The sequence below is a fragment of the Paenibacillus sp. PastM-3 genome (assembly GCF_029893965.1).
In the GTDB taxonomy this organism is placed as follows: domain Bacteria; phylum Bacillota; class Bacilli; order Paenibacillales; family Paenibacillaceae; genus Paenibacillus_AQ.
Map to the genome: position 1 here is coordinate 85368 of NZ_JARXXP010000003.1, position 19291 is coordinate 104658.

General features: G+C 55.0%; 17 protein-coding genes. 8 read left to right on the plus strand and 9 right to left on the minus strand.

The window, feature by feature from the left end:
• The first annotated feature begins 53 nt into the window (after positions 1-53).
• The 8 genes from M2108_RS06985 to M2108_RS07020 all read left to right on the plus strand — a co-directional run bounded on the left by M2108_RS06985 (position 54) and on the right by M2108_RS07020 (position 8498).
• Entirely contained in the window at positions 54-1028 is a 975-nt protein-coding gene (locus tag M2108_RS06985; protein WP_277468765.1) for a LacI family DNA-binding transcriptional regulator, read from the plus strand.
• A gap of 455 nt (positions 1029-1483) precedes the next feature.
• Positions 1484-1807, plus strand: a complete 324-nt coding sequence (locus M2108_RS06990) for a hypothetical protein (RefSeq protein ID WP_277468683.1) — start codon at positions 1484-1486, stop codon at positions 1805-1807.
• A gap of 21 nt (positions 1808-1828) precedes the next feature.
• Entirely contained in the window at positions 1829-2752 is a 924-nt protein-coding gene (locus M2108_RS06995) for an ABC transporter permease (protein ID WP_277468682.1), read from the plus strand.
• Between the two features lie 15 nt (positions 2753-2767).
• Complete coding sequence (locus M2108_RS07000) at positions 2768-3691, plus strand: carbohydrate ABC transporter permease (RefSeq protein WP_277468681.1); 924 nt, start codon at positions 2768-2770, stop codon at positions 3689-3691.
• A gap of 46 nt (positions 3692-3737) precedes the next feature.
• On the plus strand, positions 3738-6266 hold the full coding sequence (locus tag M2108_RS07005) for a glycoside hydrolase family 31 protein (protein ID WP_277468680.1): 2529 nt from the start codon (positions 3738-3740) through the stop codon (positions 6264-6266).
• Positions 6267-6506: 240 nt separating this feature from the next.
• Complete coding sequence (locus M2108_RS07010) at positions 6507-6953, plus strand: GNAT family N-acetyltransferase (protein ID WP_277468679.1); 447 nt, start codon at positions 6507-6509, stop codon at positions 6951-6953.
• Between the two features lie 125 nt (positions 6954-7078).
• On the plus strand, positions 7079-7480 hold the full coding sequence (locus M2108_RS07015) for an Rrf2 family transcriptional regulator (RefSeq protein WP_277468678.1): 402 nt from the start codon (positions 7079-7081) through the stop codon (positions 7478-7480).
• A gap of 115 nt (positions 7481-7595) precedes the next feature.
• A complete protein-coding gene (locus M2108_RS07020) occupies positions 7596-8498 on the plus strand; it encodes a class I SAM-dependent methyltransferase (RefSeq protein WP_277468677.1) in 903 nt (300 codons plus the stop codon).
• A gap of 84 nt (positions 8499-8582) precedes the next feature.
• On the opposite strand, the gene M2108_RS07025 is transcribed toward M2108_RS07020, so the two are convergent.
• From M2108_RS07025 to M2108_RS07065, 9 genes are all read right to left on the minus strand, one after another.
• Positions 8583-9119 (minus strand): cupin domain-containing protein, encoded by a 537-nt coding sequence (locus M2108_RS07025; protein WP_277468676.1) that lies wholly within the window; start codon positions 9117-9119, stop codon positions 8583-8585.
• Positions 9120-9302: 183 nt separating this feature from the next.
• Entirely contained in the window at positions 9303-10925 is a 1623-nt protein-coding gene (locus M2108_RS07030) for a DHA2 family efflux MFS transporter permease subunit (RefSeq protein ID WP_277468675.1), read from the minus strand.
• A gap of 22 nt (positions 10926-10947) precedes the next feature.
• Positions 10948-11382, minus strand: a complete 435-nt coding sequence (locus tag M2108_RS07035) for a MarR family winged helix-turn-helix transcriptional regulator (RefSeq protein ID WP_277468674.1) — start codon at positions 11380-11382, stop codon at positions 10948-10950.
• A gap of 246 nt (positions 11383-11628) precedes the next feature.
• Positions 11629-13566, minus strand: a complete 1938-nt coding sequence (locus tag M2108_RS07040; protein ID WP_277468673.1) for an NAD(+) synthase — start codon at positions 13564-13566, stop codon at positions 11629-11631.
• A 204-nt stretch (positions 13567-13770) separates the two neighbouring features.
• Positions 13771-14613: a sugar phosphate isomerase/epimerase family protein gene (locus M2108_RS07045; RefSeq protein ID WP_277468672.1), complete on the minus strand. Its 843-nt coding sequence runs from the start codon at positions 14611-14613 to the stop codon at positions 13771-13773.
• A gap of 100 nt (positions 14614-14713) precedes the next feature.
• Positions 14714-15403 carry a rhamnogalacturonan acetylesterase gene (locus M2108_RS07050; protein WP_277468671.1) on the minus strand — a complete coding sequence of 230 codons (690 nt, stop codon included), beginning with the start codon at positions 15401-15403 and terminating at the stop codon, positions 14714-14716.
• A 1-nt stretch (position 15404) separates the two neighbouring features.
• Positions 15405-16172: an alpha/beta hydrolase gene (locus M2108_RS07055; RefSeq protein ID WP_277468670.1), complete on the minus strand. Its 768-nt coding sequence runs from the start codon at positions 16170-16172 to the stop codon at positions 15405-15407.
• Between the two features lie 17 nt (positions 16173-16189).
• Positions 16190-17590, minus strand: a complete 1401-nt coding sequence (gene uxaC, locus M2108_RS07060; RefSeq protein ID WP_277468669.1) for a glucuronate isomerase — start codon at positions 17588-17590, stop codon at positions 16190-16192.
• Between the two features lie 37 nt (positions 17591-17627).
• Positions 17628-19115: a UxaA family hydrolase gene (locus M2108_RS07065; protein WP_277468668.1), complete on the minus strand. Its 1488-nt coding sequence runs from the start codon at positions 19113-19115 to the stop codon at positions 17628-17630.
• Positions 19116-19291: the final 176 nt, after the last annotated feature.

A 19291-nucleotide genomic window follows, 5' to 3' on the forward strand; every position in this document is an offset into this window, starting at 1 on the left:
AAGGCATAAAAGTGGAGAGAGTGGTGTTGGAGAGGAGGCTGATTGCAGTGTCTATGACCGTTACGATGAAAAAGGTGGCCCACCGGGCGGGCGTCTCTGTGTCTACCGTCTCCAGGGTGCTGGCAGGTTATGCCAATGTGCGGGAGGAGACCTCCCGTAAAGTCCGGCAGACGATGGAGGAGCTGGGCTATACGCCGAATATTATCGCCCAGAACCTGGTGTCTCGGACTACCCGCTGTATCTGTGTCCTGCTGCCCGACACGGCAGAGATATGGCCGGCCAACCTGTACGTTATGGAGGTAATCCGGGGGATTGTATCCGGCGCCGGCAGGCTGGGCTACGACATCCAGCTCGCCTCCGGCAATGGGGAACGGGAGCAGCTGGAGGCCGTCTCCCGGCTGCTGAAGGGCGGCCGGGCCGACGGTGCAATCCTGCTCTCCGCCCGCCGGAGCAGCGCAGTTGTTGGTTTCCTGCAGCAGGAGGGCTATCCGTTTGTGCTGGTGGAGGATGGACCGGATGCGGGTAGTGAAGAGGCCGGGCGGGAGGAAAGTTGCCGGGAAGGTGCAGATGGGAGGAGCAGCAGTCTGGCGATAGTCGGCACGGGTCCGAGTGAGGGGGGCGGCCGGGTGAGCGGCGGGGAGAGCGTGAGTGTAGCGGAGGCAGATCTGCATGAAAGGGTTGCCGGGAAAGCGGGGCATACGAAGGCTGGCTGGGAAAGCGCAGGGGGGGAAAGTAACAGTAAGGTTGGAGATGCCGGGAGTATGAGTGAGGCGGTTGCGGATCAGCAGACAGCTGAAGAGGGTGCGAGTCAGGCGAGGTTTGGACGGGAATGCGCTGGGGAGGCTAACAACCAGCTACAGGCAGCAGCTTTTCCCGGCATGCCGGATGAAAGTGTTGCGCGGATGGGTGCTTTGGCTTCGGAGCTGCTGATCGGGAGCATCCGGCAGCATCATCAGCAGCAGTCTCCCGGAGGGAACGCAGGCTGGATGGCCCAGTTTGTCCTGCGTCGGCCGATTTTGAGACGATAATTACTCTGAAATGAGAGTGCGGTGAAATTTAGTTGGATTTTCGTCACTTAAATTCATCTCTTTCTGCTGAACCGGCCAATTAGGTGGAAAAACGTCATCTAATTCGATGGATCTTACCCCGGACAGGCGAAATGGGCATATTTAAGTGTCCTTTTTCCAACTAAATCACTAATATCGTTGTTTGGTGAAGAATTAGGTGACGAAAATCCACTTAGTGTAATTCACTCTGCCTAAAGATTGGTTACTCAACACACGGTTACGCAAAAATTTCTCGTTTAGCACCAAGCACTCATATAGCACCAAGCACTCATACAGCACCAAGCACTCATACAGCACCAAGACTCTCATATAGCACCAAACTCCCAAACAGCGCCAAACAGTCATCTGGCTAGCATAGACGTCCGGCATTCAGCCTCAAATACCAATTTATTTATAGGAGCAGGAGTGTAACAGACATGGCAAAGCATACGGCAAAATCACAGCGCAGTAGTGTAGTGTACTCGGTGTACGTCCGCAACCACAGTGAGGAAGGGAGCTTCCGCGCAGTGGAGCGCGATCTTGGGCGCATCCGCCAGCAGTCCAAAACCTGTGCTGCTGCCCGCCAAGCCGAAAGTCCGGATAACAGCAGCGAAAGTCCGCATTGCGCATACCGGCCCGCTGCCGGGAAACCGTGCAGCCCGGAGGCTTTTACACCAACCATAAAAGTCCGGTTAACGCACCCATTAGGTCCGGCATCCGCCAAGGGCATGAAGATATACTTTAGGTACTTAAACAGATAAACATATTCAGGAGGGGATTTCATGAGATCCGGTCAAGCCAGTTCCGGGGGGACGCTTATGGCGGTGAAAAGAAACTGGGGGCTGTATTTGCTGCTGCTGCCTGCGGTGGTGCTGTCGCTGCTGTTTGCGTACAAACCGATGTACGGAATACTTATTGCTTTCAAGGATTACAGCCCGGCTTTGGGGATTACGGAGAGTCCGTGGGCGGGGTTCAAATATTTTGAGAAGTTTTTTAACTCCTATCAGTTCTCGAACACGATTAAGAATACGCTGATTATCAGCCTGTACAGTCTCGTAACCTTTCCGATTCCGGTCATCCTGGCGCTGATGGTGAACCAGATGCGTCCGAACCGGTTCCGGCGCTTTTTCCAGACCGTTTCGTATATGCCGCACTTCATCTCTACCGTGGTCATGGTCGGGCTGATGGTCATTCTGCTGTCGCCAAGCACAGGTCTGGTCGGCAACCTGTTCAGCCTGTTCGGCAAAGAAGCGCCCGATCTGCTCGGCTCCTCGTCGCTGTTTAGCAGTGTGTACGTCTGGTCGGATGTGTGGCAGCATGTCGGCTGGGACAGCATTATTTTTATCGCGGCATTGTCTGCGGTTGACCCGAGTCTGTATGAAGCTGCAACCGTGGACGGGGCGAGCCGCTGGCACAAGGTGCGTTATATCGATATTCCGATGCTGATGCCGACGGCGGTTACGCTGCTCATTTTGCGTGTCGGGGGGCTGCTTGGGGTTGGCTTTGAAAAAGTGTACCTGATGCAGAACGACCTCAACGCCACCTCCAGCGAAATTCTGTCCACCTATGTATACAAAATCGGCCTGCTCAGCAGCCAGTACAGCTTCTCGTCGGCCGTCAATCTGTTCAACACCGTCATTAACTTCATTCTGCTGATTATCGTCAACCAGATTTCCAAAAAGATCAGCGAAAACAGCCTGTGGTAGAAGGAGGAGTTCACAATGGGAGTACTTACACCTGCAGTTAAAGAGCCTAAGGGGAAAATAAAAAACAACCGCTCCTCCGATAGTGTGATGGAAGTTGTGCTGTACGTGATTGCAGTATTGTTTCTGATTATTCTGATTTATCCGCTGTATTTTATCGTTATCGCTTCCTTCAGTGATCCTTCGGCAGTGGCCGGCGGCCAGGTCTGGCTGTTCCCGAAAGGGTTCACGCTCGACGGCTACAAGGAGCTGCTGCGCCATAATAATATCTGGATCGGTTACCGCAATACCATCCTGTATACGATCGTCGGCACGCTTATTGGTCTTGTTGTTAATATCTCGGCAGCCTATGCGCTTTCGCGTAAAGACCTGAAGGGGCGTAAATTTCTGTCGCTGTTCTTTATTTTTACGATGTTTTTTAACGGCGGGCTGATTCCGACGTTTCTGACGGTCCGTGATTTTCATATGTATGACACGTTTCTGGTCATGGTGCTGCCGTTCTCGGTTGGCGTGTATAACATCATTGTTGCCCGCACGTTTTTTCAGACCAGTATTCCAGGCGACCTGTGGGAGGCGGCGCAGATTGACGGATGCGGAAATCTCCGGTTTTTTACGGGGATTGTGCTGCCGCTATCCAAGGCGATTATTGCCGTGCTGGGCTTGTGGATTGCCGTCGGCCACTGGAATTCCTATTTCAACGCCCTGATCTATCTCAAAAATCCCAATCTGCATCCGCTGCAGCTGATCCTCCGCAACATCCTCATCACCAACCAGATGCAGTCCGGGATAGGTTCCGGCGAGGCGGCGCAGCTGGCGCTGCGGCTGGCTAATATGATGCGTTACTCCGTCATTATTGTGGCGACGGTTCCGATTATGTGCGTGTATCCGTTCATCCAAAAATACTTTAACCAGGGGGTTATGATCGGCGCGGTGAAGGAGTAGTTCTTATCGGTGCGCCGGTTTTAGCCGGAAATGAGGTCATACCATTATGGAAAATATTATGCAGGAGCAGCGGCCGCTGCCTGAACATCTGAAGCTGGCGGTGCGGCCTGCCGCCAGTCCTGAAGCGATCATTGAAGGAGCAGGCTTCCGGATTACAGTTCTCACTCCGCAGCTGCTTCGCCTGGAATACCATCCTGACGGCAGGTTCGAGGACCGGGCGACCCAGACTGTGCTTAACCGGGATTTTCCGGTGCCGGAGTTCCGGCTGATTGATCACGGCAACAAGCTGGAGATTATTACGGAGCGGCTGCATTTGAGCTATGACAAGCAGCCATTCTCCCGCTACGGGCTTAATGTGCGTGTGCGTAACGGGTCAGGACACCTGATGGGGGTCTGGCATTACGGCGACACGCCGCAGAATCTTGGCGGTACGGCCCGGACGCTGGATAATGCGGACGGGGCGATTCCGCTGGAGCCGGGGCTGATGTCACGCGGCGGCTTTACGGTTATGGACGACAGCCGCTCGCTGTTGTTAGAGGCGGACGGGCAGGTAACGCCGCGTGAAGCGGGCGGGACGGATCTGTATTTCTTTGGGTACGGGCATGACTATCTGGAATGCCTGAAGGATTTCTACCGGCTCAGCGGCCCGGCGCCGCTTCTGCCGCGCTATGCTCTTGGCAACTGGTGGAGCCGGTATTACCCTTACAGCGCAGATGAGTATCTGGCCTTAATGGAACGGTTTGAACAGGAGCAGATTCCGTTCTCGGTGGCGGTAATTGATATGGACTGGCATCTGGTCGATGTCGATCCGCAGTACGGCAGCGGCTGGACGGGCTATACATGGAACCGCAGGCTGTTCCCGGACCCGCAGCAGTTCCTGGCAAAGCTGCATGAGCGGGGACTGCATGTTACGCTGAATGTTCACCCGGCAGACGGCGTGCGTGCCTTCGAAGACCCGTATCTGGCGATCGCCGGGGAGCTTGGACTGGACCCGGAAAAGGGCGATGCCGTGGAATTTGATATCACCGATCCGAAATTCCTGCAGGCCTATTTCAAATATCTGCACCATCCGCTGGAAGAGGAAGGCGTCGACTTCTGGTGGATCGACTGGCAGCAGGGTGGCGTAACCAGGGTGCCGGGACTTGATCCGCTGTGGATGCTGAACCACTATCACTATCTGGATAGCGGCCGGCGCGGCGGCAGGCCGCTGACGTTCTCCCGTTATGCGGGGCTGGGCAGCCACCGTTATCCGGTGGGTTTCTCGGGTGATACGATCGTCACCTGGGAATCGCTTGCGTTCCAGCCGTACTTCACGGCGAGTGCAGCAAATGCCGGGTACGGCTGGTGGAGCCACGACATCGGCGGCCATATGCAGGGCTATCTCGATGATGAGCTGGTGATGCGCTGGGTGCAGTTCGGCGTGTTCTCGCCGGTGCTGCGGCTGCACAGCTCAGCCAGCCCGTTCAACAGCAAGGAGCCGTGGCGGTTTAACCCGGTTGCGGAAGCCGCGATGAAGGAGGCGCTGCGTCTGCGGCACCGGCTGATTCCCTACCTGTACACGATGAACCGCTACGCAAGCGTGGACGGGCTCCCGCTGGTCCGGCCGTTGTACTATCATCATCCGGAGCAGCCGGAGGCATACGGGGTGCCGAACCAGTATTACTTCGGCACAGAGCTGATGGCCTGTCCGGTCACATCACCGGTTGACCACAGAACCGGTATGGCGGAATTTACCGCGTGGCTGCCGGAGGGCCGCTGGTATGACTTTTTTAGCGGCCGGGGGTATGACGGCGGCCGCAGCATGTCATTGTACCGGAATCTGGAGAGTATTCCGGTATTGGCGAAGGCCGGGGCGATTGTTCCGCTGGCTGACCTCAGCGGATACACTTCGTCCACGGCGAACCCGCGGGAGCTGGAGGTTAAGGTGTTCGCCGGCGCAGACGGAAGCTTCCACCTGTGGGAGGATGCGGAGGAAGCGGCGGACGTTGGGGGTATGCGGCAGGGCCGGGAGGACGGTGGAGTTGCGCCCGGAGAAGGAGAGGGCTTAGGGTCTGCAGTGGAGGGCATGAAGCACAATGCGGCTGCATCGCAGGACCGTGAGGAGAGCTGGTGCGTTACGGAGATGACTCTAAGCTGGGCGGATACCGCCAGCTTTATGATTCATCCGGCCAGCGGTAACCTCGACGCCCTGCCTCCGCTGCGCAGCTGGAAGCTCTGCTTCGTAGGCGTAGCCGATACACAGGTGAAGGTGATTATCGGCGGTACGGAGAAGGCAGCGGATACAGCTTATGACCATTCCACGAATACGCTTGCGGTGATGATCCCTGAGACCGCAGTGTCCACCGCGATTACGGTAGAGCTCGGCAGCGCACAGCTTGCCGTTAACCGGACAACGGAAGACGTATTCGCCCTGCTGAACCGGGCGCAGATTGAGTTCCAGCTGAAGGAGCAGATTTACGGGCTGGTGCGATCCTCTGCCACGCCGGCGGCAGCGCTGGCTTCCCTGGCTGCACTTAAGCTGGAGCAGCCGCTGTTCGGAGCGCTGTGTGAGATTTTGACGGCGGGCTTGGGCTGACCGCATTGGAGGTAATAACGGCGCTTAGGGTTGCGCAGACCGATTTCTTTTACCGAACCTGAATAGCTGTACAATTTTGCAGTTACATCCGGGAGGTCTGTCCTCCGCGATGTAACTGCATTTTGTGCGAATACTCTTTTTTATAACCATTCTCTCCCTCTTAATCTGTTAGTTAATAAGCTATTATTAAATATGTCTCCCGTTATCGGAGAAGGTGATCTGAATTCTGGAGGAATGGATATGTCTATCACATTAAGACCGGTATCTATTGAGAATTGGTATGATTGCACCCGGCTAACAGTAAAGCAGGAACAAACCGGTGTTTTTCCAGCCCCTGTTGTTTACTGGATAGCAGAGTCCAAATTCGTTCATGACTACGAGCTTCGCGTAATCTGTTATGAGGCTTTGCCTGTAGGTTTTCTTGTTTATTGCCGAACACCTGACGCAGACGGTAACCATTGGATACCCGCACTCATGATTGATGAGAAGCATCAGGGGAGGGGCTTTGCCAAAAAAGCAATGCGAAAATTGATTGACCATATGCGTCAGCTTGGATGTCAGAGGTTAATGATCGGCCACAGACCCGATAATCGGATTGCGGGTAATCTGTATGAATCTCTTGGGTTTCTTAGAGTAAGCGAAGAAATAATTGAAGGTGAAGTGATCAGGCTGCTTGAGCTTAACTAAACCATCCTCAGCAGGCCGTAATAATAAAATATTTGCAAACAGCTTATTTAAAGCATAGAAGAAGCTTGCATTCCTTTTGTATAGCGGCTATTATAGATTCATTAAGTCTGTAATAGAGGTGGAACATGAAATACTCCAAAGCTACGAACTATGCGCTGCATACGATGCTTTTTCTGGTCGCAGCTTCCCCAGATAAGCCTGTGGGCGTGCAGCAGCTGGCGGAGCGGCAGCATGTCTCGCCGACATATCTGTCGAAGATCCTGACGAAGCTGGTGAAGGCTGGACTGATCCAGTCTGTATCCGGTGCGAACGGCGGATATCAGCTCAAGCGGAAGAAGGATGATATTTCTTTTCTCGATGTCATCCATGCCATTGAAGGGACGGCATCGCTGTTTGACTGCACGCTGAATCACTCCAGTGAATGCCTGATCCAACAGGTGATGGTGGAAGCTGAGAACGGGATGGAAGACTACCTGCAGAATAAGAAGATTTCCGAGCTTGCCGCAAAAGTAACGGTGGATTGTTAACCGCCGTTATTTTTACGGCGCTATTATAGATATAACAAGTCTTTTAAGTCTTTGTATTATTGTCGGCGTGATATTAGATATTAGCAGTTCACTAAACGAAAAGGGATGATAAAGCATGAACAAGGAACTATTTGACGCTAAGGTATGGGAGCAGGCATGGAAGGAGGACCCGAAATCCTACATCAATTTGACAAGGAAGGCCGGAGTGGATCCTACCCGTTCCTTTGATTCCAAAGCGCATACGTTTAATGAAGAGGTGTTCAGTGAAGGCGGAAGACAGCGGGCAGAGCGGATTATCGGCTGGATGGAGGGGCAGGGCGTTGATTTTAACGGATTGACGGTGCTGGATATCGGCGCGGCTTCGGGCGGGTTCAGTGTCCCGTTTGCCGAGCGCGGGGCGAAGGTGACGGCCGTTGAGCCGAATGCGCTGCTGGCCGATTTGTTTGAAGACAATAAAGCCCGTGTCAGCCCGGGAAAAGCGGAGATTACCCTGGTACGCGAAGCTTTCGAGGATATTGATCTGGCAGCCAGGGGCTGGGAACAGGCGTTTGATCTTGTTTTTGTCTCGATGTGTCCGGCTGTGTCCGACTGGGCAGGCGCGGAGCGTGTGATCAGCTGTGCCGGACAATACTGCTATATCAGCACTTCAGCCGGCTCCAGGCGGCATAGTCTGCTGAACGAGGTGCTGCCGCTGATTACCGGGAAGACGGCTCCGCTTGGCGAAGCCTCCGAAATGGCCTATCTGCTGAATCTGCTCTACCTAAAGGACTATGCATTCGAGTCGATTGTGACCAAGGAAATGAAGAGCATGGAATACACAGTAGAAGAGGCCATTGACGAGGTGCATCAGCTGCTGAAACACCACCGCCTTGCGGACAGTGACGATACTGGGAAAATAGTTTCTGACTATATGCAAGCTACGTATCCGGATGGAAAGGTGACTGTGCAGCAGGGCGGCCGCTTCGGCAAGGTGCTGATCCGGCTGCGGGATGAGAATATGTACAGCAGAACTAAATAGGCTGCTTTAAAAAGCGCTTTGCCGGCAGGATACGGCAAAGCGCTTTTTTGGGGATTCAATGCTTAGCGGCATTTCAGGCCGCATTTAGCCGCCTGCACCCCACACCTCCAGCAGCGGCCCCGCCTTGCCGTAAACCGGATCGCTGTCCGGCAGCGGAACCTCCGCGATCTCGGGCAGCGCCGCTGCGAGATCCTCCGCGGTGGCCCGGCGGGTGTTGTAGTCCGCTCCACCGGGATAAGCGCCGGCGACGCGGAAGCCGGCGGAGCTCTCCAGCCGCTTATGCGCCGTGCCGGCAGGCAGCACCAGCACATCTCCGGCCGATACCTCAAGCGTCCGGCCGGCATCCCCGCCAAGCTGCAGGCTGGCGCTGCCTGACATCACACCCAGCACCTCATGCGCGTTGCTGTGGTAATGGTGATAGCTGAACACGCCGTCCTGCCAGCTGTTCAGCCAGCCGTTGTCATTAAAGATCCGTTCGGTGTCCTCCGGCTTCTCCCTTAAAGCCCCATGATACACAATGACCGGCAGCACCGGGTTATTCGGCAGCAGGCCATCCTGCTGGAGCAGAAACGTCTCGATGGCTCCGTCCTGAATCTGCCGGACGTTATCAGCCTTTGACATGATCATCGCCTCCTGTTCTTCAGATGTCATTACCCTTTACAAGCTGCAGCGCAACGGATCGTTGTCTCCGGTCCGGGAAGGGCGCAAGTGAGGTCAGCCAGCACCGCATCGGCAATAAAAAGCAGCAGCCAGTCACCGGAGTGATCAAGCTGCTGCCCTTTTTATTTGGAAGGTCTTATTTTCTTATTCCACAGCCAATTTCTTGGTGTTCACAGCCTCTGGGGAAGCTTCTGCATCAGCAGGTGCCTTGTTCGAGGAACGCAGCGGCAGCTCCTTCAGGAAGAACACGAGCACGAAGGCAAGGCCCAGAACGATGGTTCCTGTCAGGAATACAGTGGACAGGGTCTGGCCCAGTGCATCACGGATGCTGTCAATCATCTGGACGAAGATTGGCTGAACATCAGCAGGCAGGCCGGCTTGCGTCTGCTCCAGCAGCGGCTTGTTCATCAGCGCCTGCGGATTGGCAAAAGCGGTCATCTGCTGGGCAACCGTCGGATCAAGCTTGCTGAAGTCTGCCGCCGACGAGGAGGTCAGCGCTTCTTTTAGATGCTTGGTCAGATTGTTCGACATTACGGTGCCCATTACCGCGATACCGATTGTACCGCCAAGGTTACGGAACAGCTGAGTCGACGCGGTTACTGCGCCAAGCTCGGTGTGGGATACGGCATTCTGGGTAGCCAGTGAGAAGACAGGCATCCCCAGGCCCAGGCCCAGACCGAATACGATCATACTAAGCACAGCCATCGGCACGTTATTCATGATTACCATAATGCCCATACCGGCAACCATAATCGGTACACCGATCAGGGCGAAACGTTTGTATTTTCCCTTTTTGGCAATCATCTGGCCGGTCAGGGCGCTGGCTATAACCATTACGATGGACATCGGCATAGTCACATAACCTGCATACGTTGCGGAAATTCCAAGTACACCCTGTACAAAGAAGGACAGGTAGATCATCGCGCCCATCATGCCGAAGTTCATTAGGAAGCCGATCAGGTTGGAGATCGTAACTACGCTGTTTTTGAACAGGTGAAGCGGCAGGATCGGGTTTTTGGCTTTGGTCTCAATGAAGATAAAGATGATTGCTGATACTACAGTTGCAGCCAGCAGTCCGAGAATCTGGGCAGAGCCCCAGTCATATTCCGTACCAGCCCAGGAAAAAGCTAGCAGCAGCGGTACGATGGTTGTTGTCATAAACAGGGAGCCAAGGTAGTCGATGCTGGTCGACGCTCCGCGTTGTGCTTTTGGAAACAGGGCCAGGATCATGCCGAAGGCCACAACACCAAGCGGCAGGAAGATCCAGAACAGCCAGTGCCAGTCGAGATGGTCAATCAGGTAACCGCCGAGTGTCGGTCCAAGTACGCTGGAGAAGCCGAAGACTGCGGTCATCAGGCCCATCCATTTGCCGCGTTCGCGCGGAGGGAACAGGTCGCCTACAGCGGTAAAAGCGGAAGACTGGATGATACCCGCGCCAATACCCTGAATCCCGCGGTAAGTGATGAACTGGAAGACATTATCGGAGGTACCTGTTAAAAAGGCGCCGACCATAAAGAGCAGAATACCAACCAGTAGGAACGGCTTGCGCCCGAACATGTCAGAGAGCTTGCCGACGAGCACGGTGGCAATCGTCGAGGTCAGCAGGTAAATATTAATAGTCCAGGTATAGTAGTCCATACCGTCGAGGATGGAAATGATGCGCGGCATAGCCGTGCTGGTAATCGTCTGGTTGATCGCGGCAAACAGCATTGCTGCCATAATGGCGATCATAATGGATAGCTTGCGCTTATCTGTTAAGTTTTCCATAGCTGGTTTCTTCACCGTCTCTTTATTTTTTGTCTAATTCCTTAATTAATATCCCGAAAATTCTTCTCAAATGCTCCATGTCCTCTTCAGGCAAAATGCTGAAATAAGAATGCATAACTTCACCAAGCTTCGCCTGCGTTGCTTTGATTACGGCTATTCCTTCGGCGGTCAGCGTGATTTGCATGGCCCGGCGGTCTCCGGCGGCCCGCTCCTTCTGAATATAGCCTTCAGTCAGCAGCTGATCCGTAATTCCGGTAACGGCGGCAGGTGTCAAATCAAGCGCAGCGGCCAGCTGGGAGACCATCATCGGTCCTTCTTTGGACAGGGTTTGCAGCGCCTTGAACTGGGTCTGGGTAATCGGAAAGCCTTGTTTGTTCCACTGCTGGCCCAGCCCTTTCAGAAAGGTCTTAAAAAGAATGGGGAATTCAAAATATCTGTCACGCTCCTGATCTGTCAATCCTTCACCTCCCGGGCAATCATTTGAAAATACATAAACGGTTTACTAAATTAAAGACTTAATAATTAATCGATAAATAATTAATCAATAAATAATTAATAACTTAATTATTAAAGCATGAAACAATATATCACCTCTGCAAAAATACGTCAAGAGCAAAACTACTTTTTTTGGAGTACACAAAAAAGCTGTATCCGCACCAGCCAGAACTGATGGGGATACAGCTATTATTTAACCCGCCGGAGATTATAATCCGTCCACTTCTCGCAGCCAGAGTGCGGCTGAGGCATCACTTGGCATCCTCCAGTCGCCGCGCGGCGAGAGGCTTACCGTACCGACCTTAGGGCCGTCAGGCAGACAGGAGCGCTTGAACTGCTGGGTGAAGAAACGGGAGATGAACACCTTCAGCCAGGCCTTGAGCTGCTCCTTAGGGTAAGCTTCGCCGAAGGCCTGCTGGGCCAGATAGAGCATTTTGCCCGGAGCGGCGCCGGTCCGCAGCATATAGTAGAGGAAGAAATCATGCACAATGTAGGGTCCAAGGATATTCTCGGTCAGCTGCACAATCTCTCCGGTAGCCGACGGCGGCAGCAGCTCAGGGCTGATGCCTGTCTCAATAATACTGTAGAGGAACTTGTTCACCGCCTCATCCGCCTCATGATCGGCGTACCAGGCAACCACATACTGGATCAGCGTTTTCGGAATACCGGAGTTCACACTGTACATCGACATATGGTCACCGTTATACGTACACCATCCAAGGGCAAGCTCGGACAGGTCGCCTGTACCGATGACGATGCCGCCGTTCTTATTGGCCAGATCCATCAGAATCTGCGTGCGCTCACGGGCCTGCACATTCTCATAAGTTAAGTCATGAACATCCTTGTCATGGCCGATATCTTCAAAATGCTGCAGGCAGGCCGCCTTGATGTCAACGACCATCATCGAAGCTCCGAGCGCCTTGATCAGGCCGACCGCATTGTCGTAGGTCCGGTTTGTTGTGCCGAAGCCCGGCATTGTTACGGCCAGTACATCGCTTGCCGGACGACCAAGGCGTTCCATTGCACGAACAGCGACGAGCAGGGCGAGTGTGGAATCAAGCCCGCCGGAGATGCCGATCACCGCCTGCTTCGTACCGATGTGGCGGATGCGCTTCATCAGGCCGGAGGTCTGGATCGACAGAATTTCCCGGCAGCGCTCATCCCGCTGCTGCGGATTGCCGGGCACGAACGGATTAACAGCTATTTTGCGGATCAGCTGGCGTTCCTTCAGCTGTGCAGCCGGATCTTTGAACAGGATTTCACGATAGTTGCGCCCGCCCTTGCCGGCCCGGAACGTACCCATGACCGAACGCGAATACTGCAGTCTTGGTACATCAATATCGGCGACGATGAGCTGGCTCTCATGGCTGAACCGTTCGGATTCAGCCAGCGTCTGTCCGTTCTCGGCGATCAGCGAATGTCCGCCGAAGACGACATCTGTCGAAGATTCGCCGGTATTGCTGCCGGCATAGACATAAGCCGCCACGCAGGAGGCCGACTGGCTGGAGACCAGCTGGCGCCGGTAATCCGCTTTGCCGACCAGCTCGTTGCTGGCGGACGGGTTGAACAGCAGCAGCGCGCCTGCCTGGGCCAGCAGGCTGCTCGGAGGGACCGGTACCCACAGATCCTCGCAGATCTCTACGCCAAATGACAAATTACCGTCCGATTCGCTGGCAAAGATCAGATCGTTGCCTATCGGCACGGTAAGGTTTCCGAGACGGAGCTCTGAAACCTCCAGCTCCTCGGCTGCCGCGAACCAGCGCGGCTCATAGAACTCGCTGTAGCCGGGCAGGCAGGTCTTGGGCACTATGCCGAGAATCTTGCCCTGCTGAAGGACTGCGGCGCAGTTGAACAGCCGGCCTTTGATGGCGACAGGCAATCCGGCGATAACGATCAGGCTGAGGCCGGCTGTTGCGGCTGTAATTTCATGCAGGGCTGAGATCGCTTCAGTCTGCAGCTTGGGCTGAAGGAACAAGTCTGCGCAGGTATACCCTGTAATAGATAGCTCTGGAAGCACCAGATATTCGACCTGCTGTGCATGAGCCTGTTTGATTACTTCAATAATCTGTGCTGCATTAAACCCGCAGTCTGCGACGCGAAGCTCGGGGGAAGCTGCGGCGACCCGGGCAAATCCGAAATTATGCATGGTTTCACCTATCCTTTGTATAAATGAAGCTCTCTAACTAATTGTACCCATGATCTGGACTGGCTAACATATGTATGGGGCCGGGGGCCCTGTGGTCTATTGTACATGAAAATCTGCGGAATCACATAACAGCGTCTCTGCTCACGCCAAAAAAGCACCCGCATGCTGCGGATGCTTAAAAGATGCTGCCGGGACGGCGAAAGCCTAAACTTCATTATACAGCCGGTGCAGAAGATCCACACTATCCTGTAAAAAGGGCTCCGTTGTGCTCTCCAGCAGTCCCTGGATATGGGGGCGTTTGTATTTCATGTATTGCAGAATTGGCGCAAAATGCAGTTGTCCCTGGCCGACGGGAACAATGACGATTTTACCGTCTTCAACTGTAAAATCCTTGAGATGGATGACCGCGATTCGGTTGCCCAGCAGCTCCAGCGCTTCTGCAATGACAGCCTCCTGCTGGCGGTAATTGTCGGGCGACATCAGGTTGGCGCAGTCCAGAATAATCTGCAGATTGTTGGATGGAATCAGCTCTAACAGCCGCTTTGCCAGTCTGGCACTATACAGCGGATGATTCTGGCCCGCTTCTATGCCCACGGTAACACCGAACCGTTCAGCTTCCGCTACCATCCATTTCACCGAAGCGACCACCTCCTGAAAGGCCTCCTCTGTAAAATTATCCGGTGTATAGCCATTGCCGACGCTGCCGGTTTCTGTACCGACCAGACTTGCTCCGAAGTCCCGGGCGAGGCGCAGATGAGTGCTGAAATCCTGCAGGGCCTGCTTCCGTTTGCCGGGATCAGGGTCAATGATGTTTACATAGCAGCCCAGCACGGCAATTTTGATGCCCGTCTGGCGGAAGCTTTCCCCGTAATATACAGCCGTTCCTGGACTGAGCGAGGACAGGGAAGGGACACTGGCCGGGAATGATTTGCGCACGGCAAGCTGAATGTGGCTGAACCGGTAGTGCTTCAGCTTCGCAATCAGCTCGGGCAGGGAATGTCCGGGAAAATCATGGGCGCGGATACCGAGATGAAGGGGTATATTCATAACAGGTGGCCTCCTTGTAAGAGATATTGTAGCAGCGGCAGCCGGATGGATCTGTTGTAATAGATGCGGCGTGGGCAGAAATCAACGGCATTATGTACGCTTACCTCTGATGCAGGTGCGGATGCAGCGCTGCCAAGGCCCGGCATTGGCGAATGGCCACAGCCACAAGCGCAGCGATCCGTTTGGCGCCCTCGGAGCTGAAGTGCGTATCATCCGTGATGCCGTCCGGATAGTTCGGATGCTGTCCCGGCGGCAGATGCATCAGCAGATGCTGTGATCCCTGGATGCCAAGCTTGCGGTACAGCTGCTGCGAAGCGGCAAAAATATCGAGCAGAGGCGTCTCCGTCTCCTCCGCCACAGCGCGCATAGCCGCCGGATAAGCACCCAGGGCCAGCGGATCGGGTTCACCGTCCGCAGTGAACAGGCGGCGGCTGACCGAGGTCAGCAGCACCGGCGAGCCGCCCCGGCTGCGGGCAGATTCGATATACAGCCGCAGGTTGTGCCTGTACTCTGTATCAGGATCGGTGAAACGCAAAGGGTCGTCATGCTTTCCGTCATTATGCCCGAACTGGATCAGCAGGTAATCACCGGGTTGAAAATCCTTTTCAATATCGGCCAGCCGGCCTTGCTCAAGAAAAGATTTGGTGCTCCGCCCGTTGATGGCACGGTTATCAATGATGACTTCCGGGCCGAAGTGGGCCTGGAGATATTCTCCCCAGCCCGCCATCGGCTTGGCTTCCGCCCCTTTCAGGGCGGCAGTAGAGTCACCGGCAATATAAAGTGTCGGCATATCAGACGTCCTCCTTCTTCACTACAAAATGGTGTTTGCCCAGCCAGACCTCGCAGAGCTGCAGCCATTGCCGGCATTCAGCATTCCCGGCGGATAGTCCAAGCCCATGGCGTCCTTCTTCAAAGATATGAAGCTCGAACGGAATTCCTGCAGCGGACAGGGCAGCGGCAAATTTCAGGCTGTTCTCCACCGGGACGCTGGCATCATTGGCAGTGGCCCAGAGGAATGCGGGCGGACTATCCGAGTTCACCTGCCGGTCAGCCGAATGGGCGGCAACCTCCGCTTCAGCCGGACTTGAACCCAGCATGTTCGTGCGGCTGCCCATGTGGGTAAAGGGCTCCTCGAACGTAATGACCGGATAACCCAGAATCAGCAGGTCGGGTTTAGATGCCGGGGCTGCTGTGACTGCAGTTAGGGCAGCGAGATGGCCGCCCGCCGAGAAACCGGTGAGGCCGATCTGCCCGGGCCGGACACCCCAATTCTTGGGCGCTTCCCGCACCCAGGCCAGCGCATCCTCAACCTCTTTGATCAACGAAGCCGGTTCGATGTCCTGCGTCCGGTATTTCAGCACTCCGGCGTGAATGCCCAGGCTGTTCAGCCATGCCGCAACCGGCTCGCCCTCATGCTGAGCCAGATGATGATAGCCTCCGCCGGGCAGAACGAGGATAAACGGCCGCGCCTCCTGAACCGGCAGCGGATAAAGGCAAAGGATGGAGGCGCCGGAATTCTCCGGCACAGCTCCATCCCCGTCAAGACATACATGCAGCATGCTTGTTCCCCCTAACCTTATTCCGCAGCCGGGAAGCCGAAATATCCGGCAGCATTGTTGTAGGAAATATCCTGAACCAGCTGTCCCAGCAGCGCTGTATCATCCGGTGCTTCGCCGCGCTCGACCAGCTCTCCGAGCAGTCCGCACAGCACGCGGCGGAAATACTCGTGGCGGGTGTAGGAGAGGAAGCTGCGGGAGTCGGTCAGCATGCCGACAAAGTTGCCCAGCAGGCTGTTGTCAGCCAGCAGGGTGAGCTGCTCGCGCATGCCGTTTCGGGTATCGTTGTACCACCAGCCGGAGCCGAGCTGCATTTTGCCGGCCGTGTCCTTTTGATAGCAGCCCATCAGCGCCAGCAGTGCCGGGTAATCCTTCGCATTCAGTGAATAGAGAATGGTCTTCGGTAACCCAGAGCCGCACTCTGCCCGGTCAAGCAGACGGGACAGGCTTTCGGTGATGGACAGGTCATTAATGCCGTCGTAACCGGTATCCGGGCCCAGCCTCTGGAACATCGGCGTGTTATTGTTACGGTAAGCGTGAAGATGCAGCTGCATCGTCCAGTCTTTATCATGATAGAAGCCGATGAGCTTGGTGAGCAGTTCCGTACGGTAGAGTGTGATCTCTTCGGCTGTCAGCTCGGCACCCTCCAGGCGCTTTGCGAAGATAGCTTGTGCGTCAGCGTCCGAACCCGCCCGGTAGCGGAGGACATCCAGGGCATGGTCGGACAGGCGGCAGCCATTTTCATGGAAGAAGTCCACGCGGTTCTTCAGTGCTTCAACCAGCTCAGCATAGCTGGTTACCGGCAGTCCGGAAGCCTTTTCCAGTGCAGCAATCCACACCGGGAAGCCCGGAGCATCAATATTAAGCGCCTTGTCAGGACGGAAGGTAGGGAACACGCTGAAATCCTTCTCGTTTTCTTTCAGCAGCTGGTGATATTCCAGCGAATCGGCCGGATCATCCGTAGTGCAGATTGTTTTAACACGGGAGCTGCGGATCAGTCCGCGGCGTGTGAATTCCGGCTGTGCCAGCCTGCGGTTAACCTCCTCCCAGATCGCCGGTGCTGTCTGCTCGTTCAGCGGCTCATTGATGCCGAAGAAGCGGCGCAGCTCCAGGTGGGTCCAGCTGTAAAGCGGGTTGCCTACCGCCTTCGGCAGCGTTCTGGCCCAGGCCAGAAACTTGTCGTAATCCGATGCATCGCCGGTAATATGCGATTCCGGTATGCCGTTCGCGCGCATCAGCCGCCATTTGTAATGGTCGCCGTACAGCCAGGCTGCAGTCAGGTTTTTGAACGGCTGGTCTTCGTAGATTTCACGCGGATCAAGATGACAGTGGTAGTCGATGATCGGCATCTTGGCTGCATATTCATGAAAGAGCTGCCGTGCAGGTTCGGTAGTCAATAAAAAATCGTCGTTTAAAAACATGATGACGCTCCCTTTATAAGAAATTTAGGATAAGAGATTATAGCGTTACCCCTGTTTTGAAAATAGCCAGCTCCCGCACCTCGTTCTGCTCATTGCGGGTTTTCTGGCCGCTTGCCACGGCAATGATGTAGGAAATGAACTCTTCCAGCACTTCGGCCATCGGCACTTCGAGCAGAGGACCTGCGTTGAAGTCCATCCAGTGGCCTTTTTTGGCGAACAGCTCATTGTTGGTGGCTACCTTAACCGTAGGCACGAAGCTGCCGAACGGCGTACCGCGGCCGGTGGTGAACAGCACCAGCTGGCAGTCAGAGGCGGCAAGGGCGGAGGCAGCTACAAGATCGTTGCCCGGCGCCTGCAGCAGGCTGAGGCCTTTTTTGCGCAGCTTCACGCCATAATCCAGCACGTCAACGACAGGAGAAGTACCGGCTTTTTGGGTGCAGCCGAGTGATTTGTCTTCCAGCGTACTGATACCGCCGGCTTTGTTGCCCGGCGAAGGATTCTCATATACAGGCTCTCCGTAGGAGAGGAAGTACTGCTTGAAATTGTTGATCAGCGAGACGATATCCTCGTAGACCTCGCGGCTTTCGGCGCGGGCCATCAGCATTTTCTCTGCACCGAACATTTCCGGAACTTCAGTCAGTACCGAGGTGCCGCCCTGGGAAATGATGAAATCGGAGAATGCGCCCAGCAGCGGGTTGGCTGTAATGCCGGAGAAGCCGTCGGAGCCGCCGCATTTCAGGCCGATGTTCAGCTCGCTGAGCGGAACCGGCTCACGCTTATCATCCTTGGCGGCATCATACAGCTCTTCCAGGAGCGCCAGTCCGGCTTCAAGCTCATTGCCGACCTCCTGGGCCACCAGGAACTTGACCCGGCTCTCATCATAATCGCCGAGAATACTGCGGAATTCGGAGACGATGTTGTTCTCGCAGCCAAGGCCGAAGACGAGCACGCCGCCGGCATTCGGATGATTTACGGCATCCAGCAGGATGCTGCGTGTCATGCGGTGGTCATCACCAAGCTGGGAGCAGCCGTAAGGGTGCTTAAGCACGGTGAGATTGTCAAAGCCGCCCAGATCCGGGTGCTCCGCCTTGAACTCGGACAACATCTGCTCGGCAATGCCATTCACGCAGCCGACAGTCGGGATGATGAACAGGTCGTTGCGGATGCCGACCTTGCCGTTCGCGCGGCGGTAGCCCTGAAAGGTCAGGTCGCGCTTCGGGTACGTGACCGGATGAAGGTCAGGCACATAGTCATATTCCTCTTCGCCGACCAGATTGGTCTTAATGTTATGCGTGTGAATCCAGTCGCCTGCTGCGATAGGAGCAATTGCGTGCCCGATCGGATAGCCGTATTTGATGATGACGTCATTCTCGTGGAAATCGGTCAGGGCAATCTTGTGCCCCTGGGGAATATCCTGGCCTGCCTGAACGGTAACCCCGTCGATTTCAAGCTGCTCACCGGCGGTAACCGGACGCAGGGCTACAGCGACTGTATCGCGGGGATTCATTTTCATTAATCGTTTCATGCTGTCTGTCCCTCCTAAAATGTTGTTATTTATATCAAGGCAGGAATGCACCTGCCTTATTCTGATTCTTACGGACTTCAGAGCCCTTATTGGGCCTGAAAATGTGTATTCCGACGGCTAACGGACCGTACTGCACTTATCTCTTCATTTGTTGCCGGAAGGTGGAAAAATGACCG

Coding starts and splice junctions, on each gene's coding strand:
- M2108_RS06985 (WP_277468765.1), top strand. CDS start 54: ATGACCGTTACGATGAAAAAGGTGGCCCACCGGGCGGGCGTCTCTGTG.
- M2108_RS06990 (WP_277468683.1), top strand. CDS start 1,484: ATGGCAAAGCATACGGCAAAATCACAGCGCAGTAGTGTAGTGTACTCG.
- M2108_RS06995 (WP_277468682.1), top strand. CDS start 1,829: ATGAGATCCGGTCAAGCCAGTTCCGGGGGGACGCTTATGGCGGTGAAA.
- M2108_RS07000 (WP_277468681.1), top strand. CDS start 2,768: ATGGGAGTACTTACACCTGCAGTTAAAGAGCCTAAGGGGAAAATAAAA.
- M2108_RS07005 (WP_277468680.1), top strand. CDS start 3,738: ATGGAAAATATTATGCAGGAGCAGCGGCCGCTGCCTGAACATCTGAAG.
- M2108_RS07010 (WP_277468679.1), top strand. CDS start 6,507: ATGTCTATCACATTAAGACCGGTATCTATTGAGAATTGGTATGATTGC.
- M2108_RS07015 (WP_277468678.1), top strand. CDS start 7,079: ATGAAATACTCCAAAGCTACGAACTATGCGCTGCATACGATGCTTTTT.
- M2108_RS07020 (WP_277468677.1), top strand. CDS start 7,596: ATGAACAAGGAACTATTTGACGCTAAGGTATGGGAGCAGGCATGGAAG.
- M2108_RS07025 (WP_277468676.1), bottom strand. CDS start 9,119: ATGTCAAAGGCTGATAACGTCCGGCAGATTCAGGACGGAGCCATCGAG.
- M2108_RS07030 (WP_277468675.1), bottom strand. CDS start 10,925: ATGGAAAACTTAACAGATAAGCGCAAGCTATCCATTATGATCGCCATT.
- M2108_RS07040 (WP_277468673.1), bottom strand. CDS start 13,566: ATGCATAATTTCGGATTTGCCCGGGTCGCCGCAGCTTCCCCCGAGCTT.
- M2108_RS07045 (WP_277468672.1), bottom strand. CDS start 14,613: ATGAATATACCCCTTCATCTCGGTATCCGCGCCCATGATTTTCCCGGA.
- M2108_RS07050 (WP_277468671.1), bottom strand. CDS start 15,403: ATGCCGACACTTTATATTGCCGGTGACTCTACTGCCGCCCTGAAAGGG.
- M2108_RS07055 (WP_277468670.1), bottom strand. CDS start 16,172: ATGCTGCATGTATGTCTTGACGGGGATGGAGCTGTGCCGGAGAATTCC.
- uxaC (WP_277468669.1), bottom strand. CDS start 17,590: ATGTTTTTAAACGACGATTTTTTATTGACTACCGAACCTGCACGGCAG.
- M2108_RS07065 (WP_277468668.1), bottom strand. CDS start 19,115: ATGAAACGATTAATGAAAATGAATCCCCGCGATACAGTCGCTGTAGCC.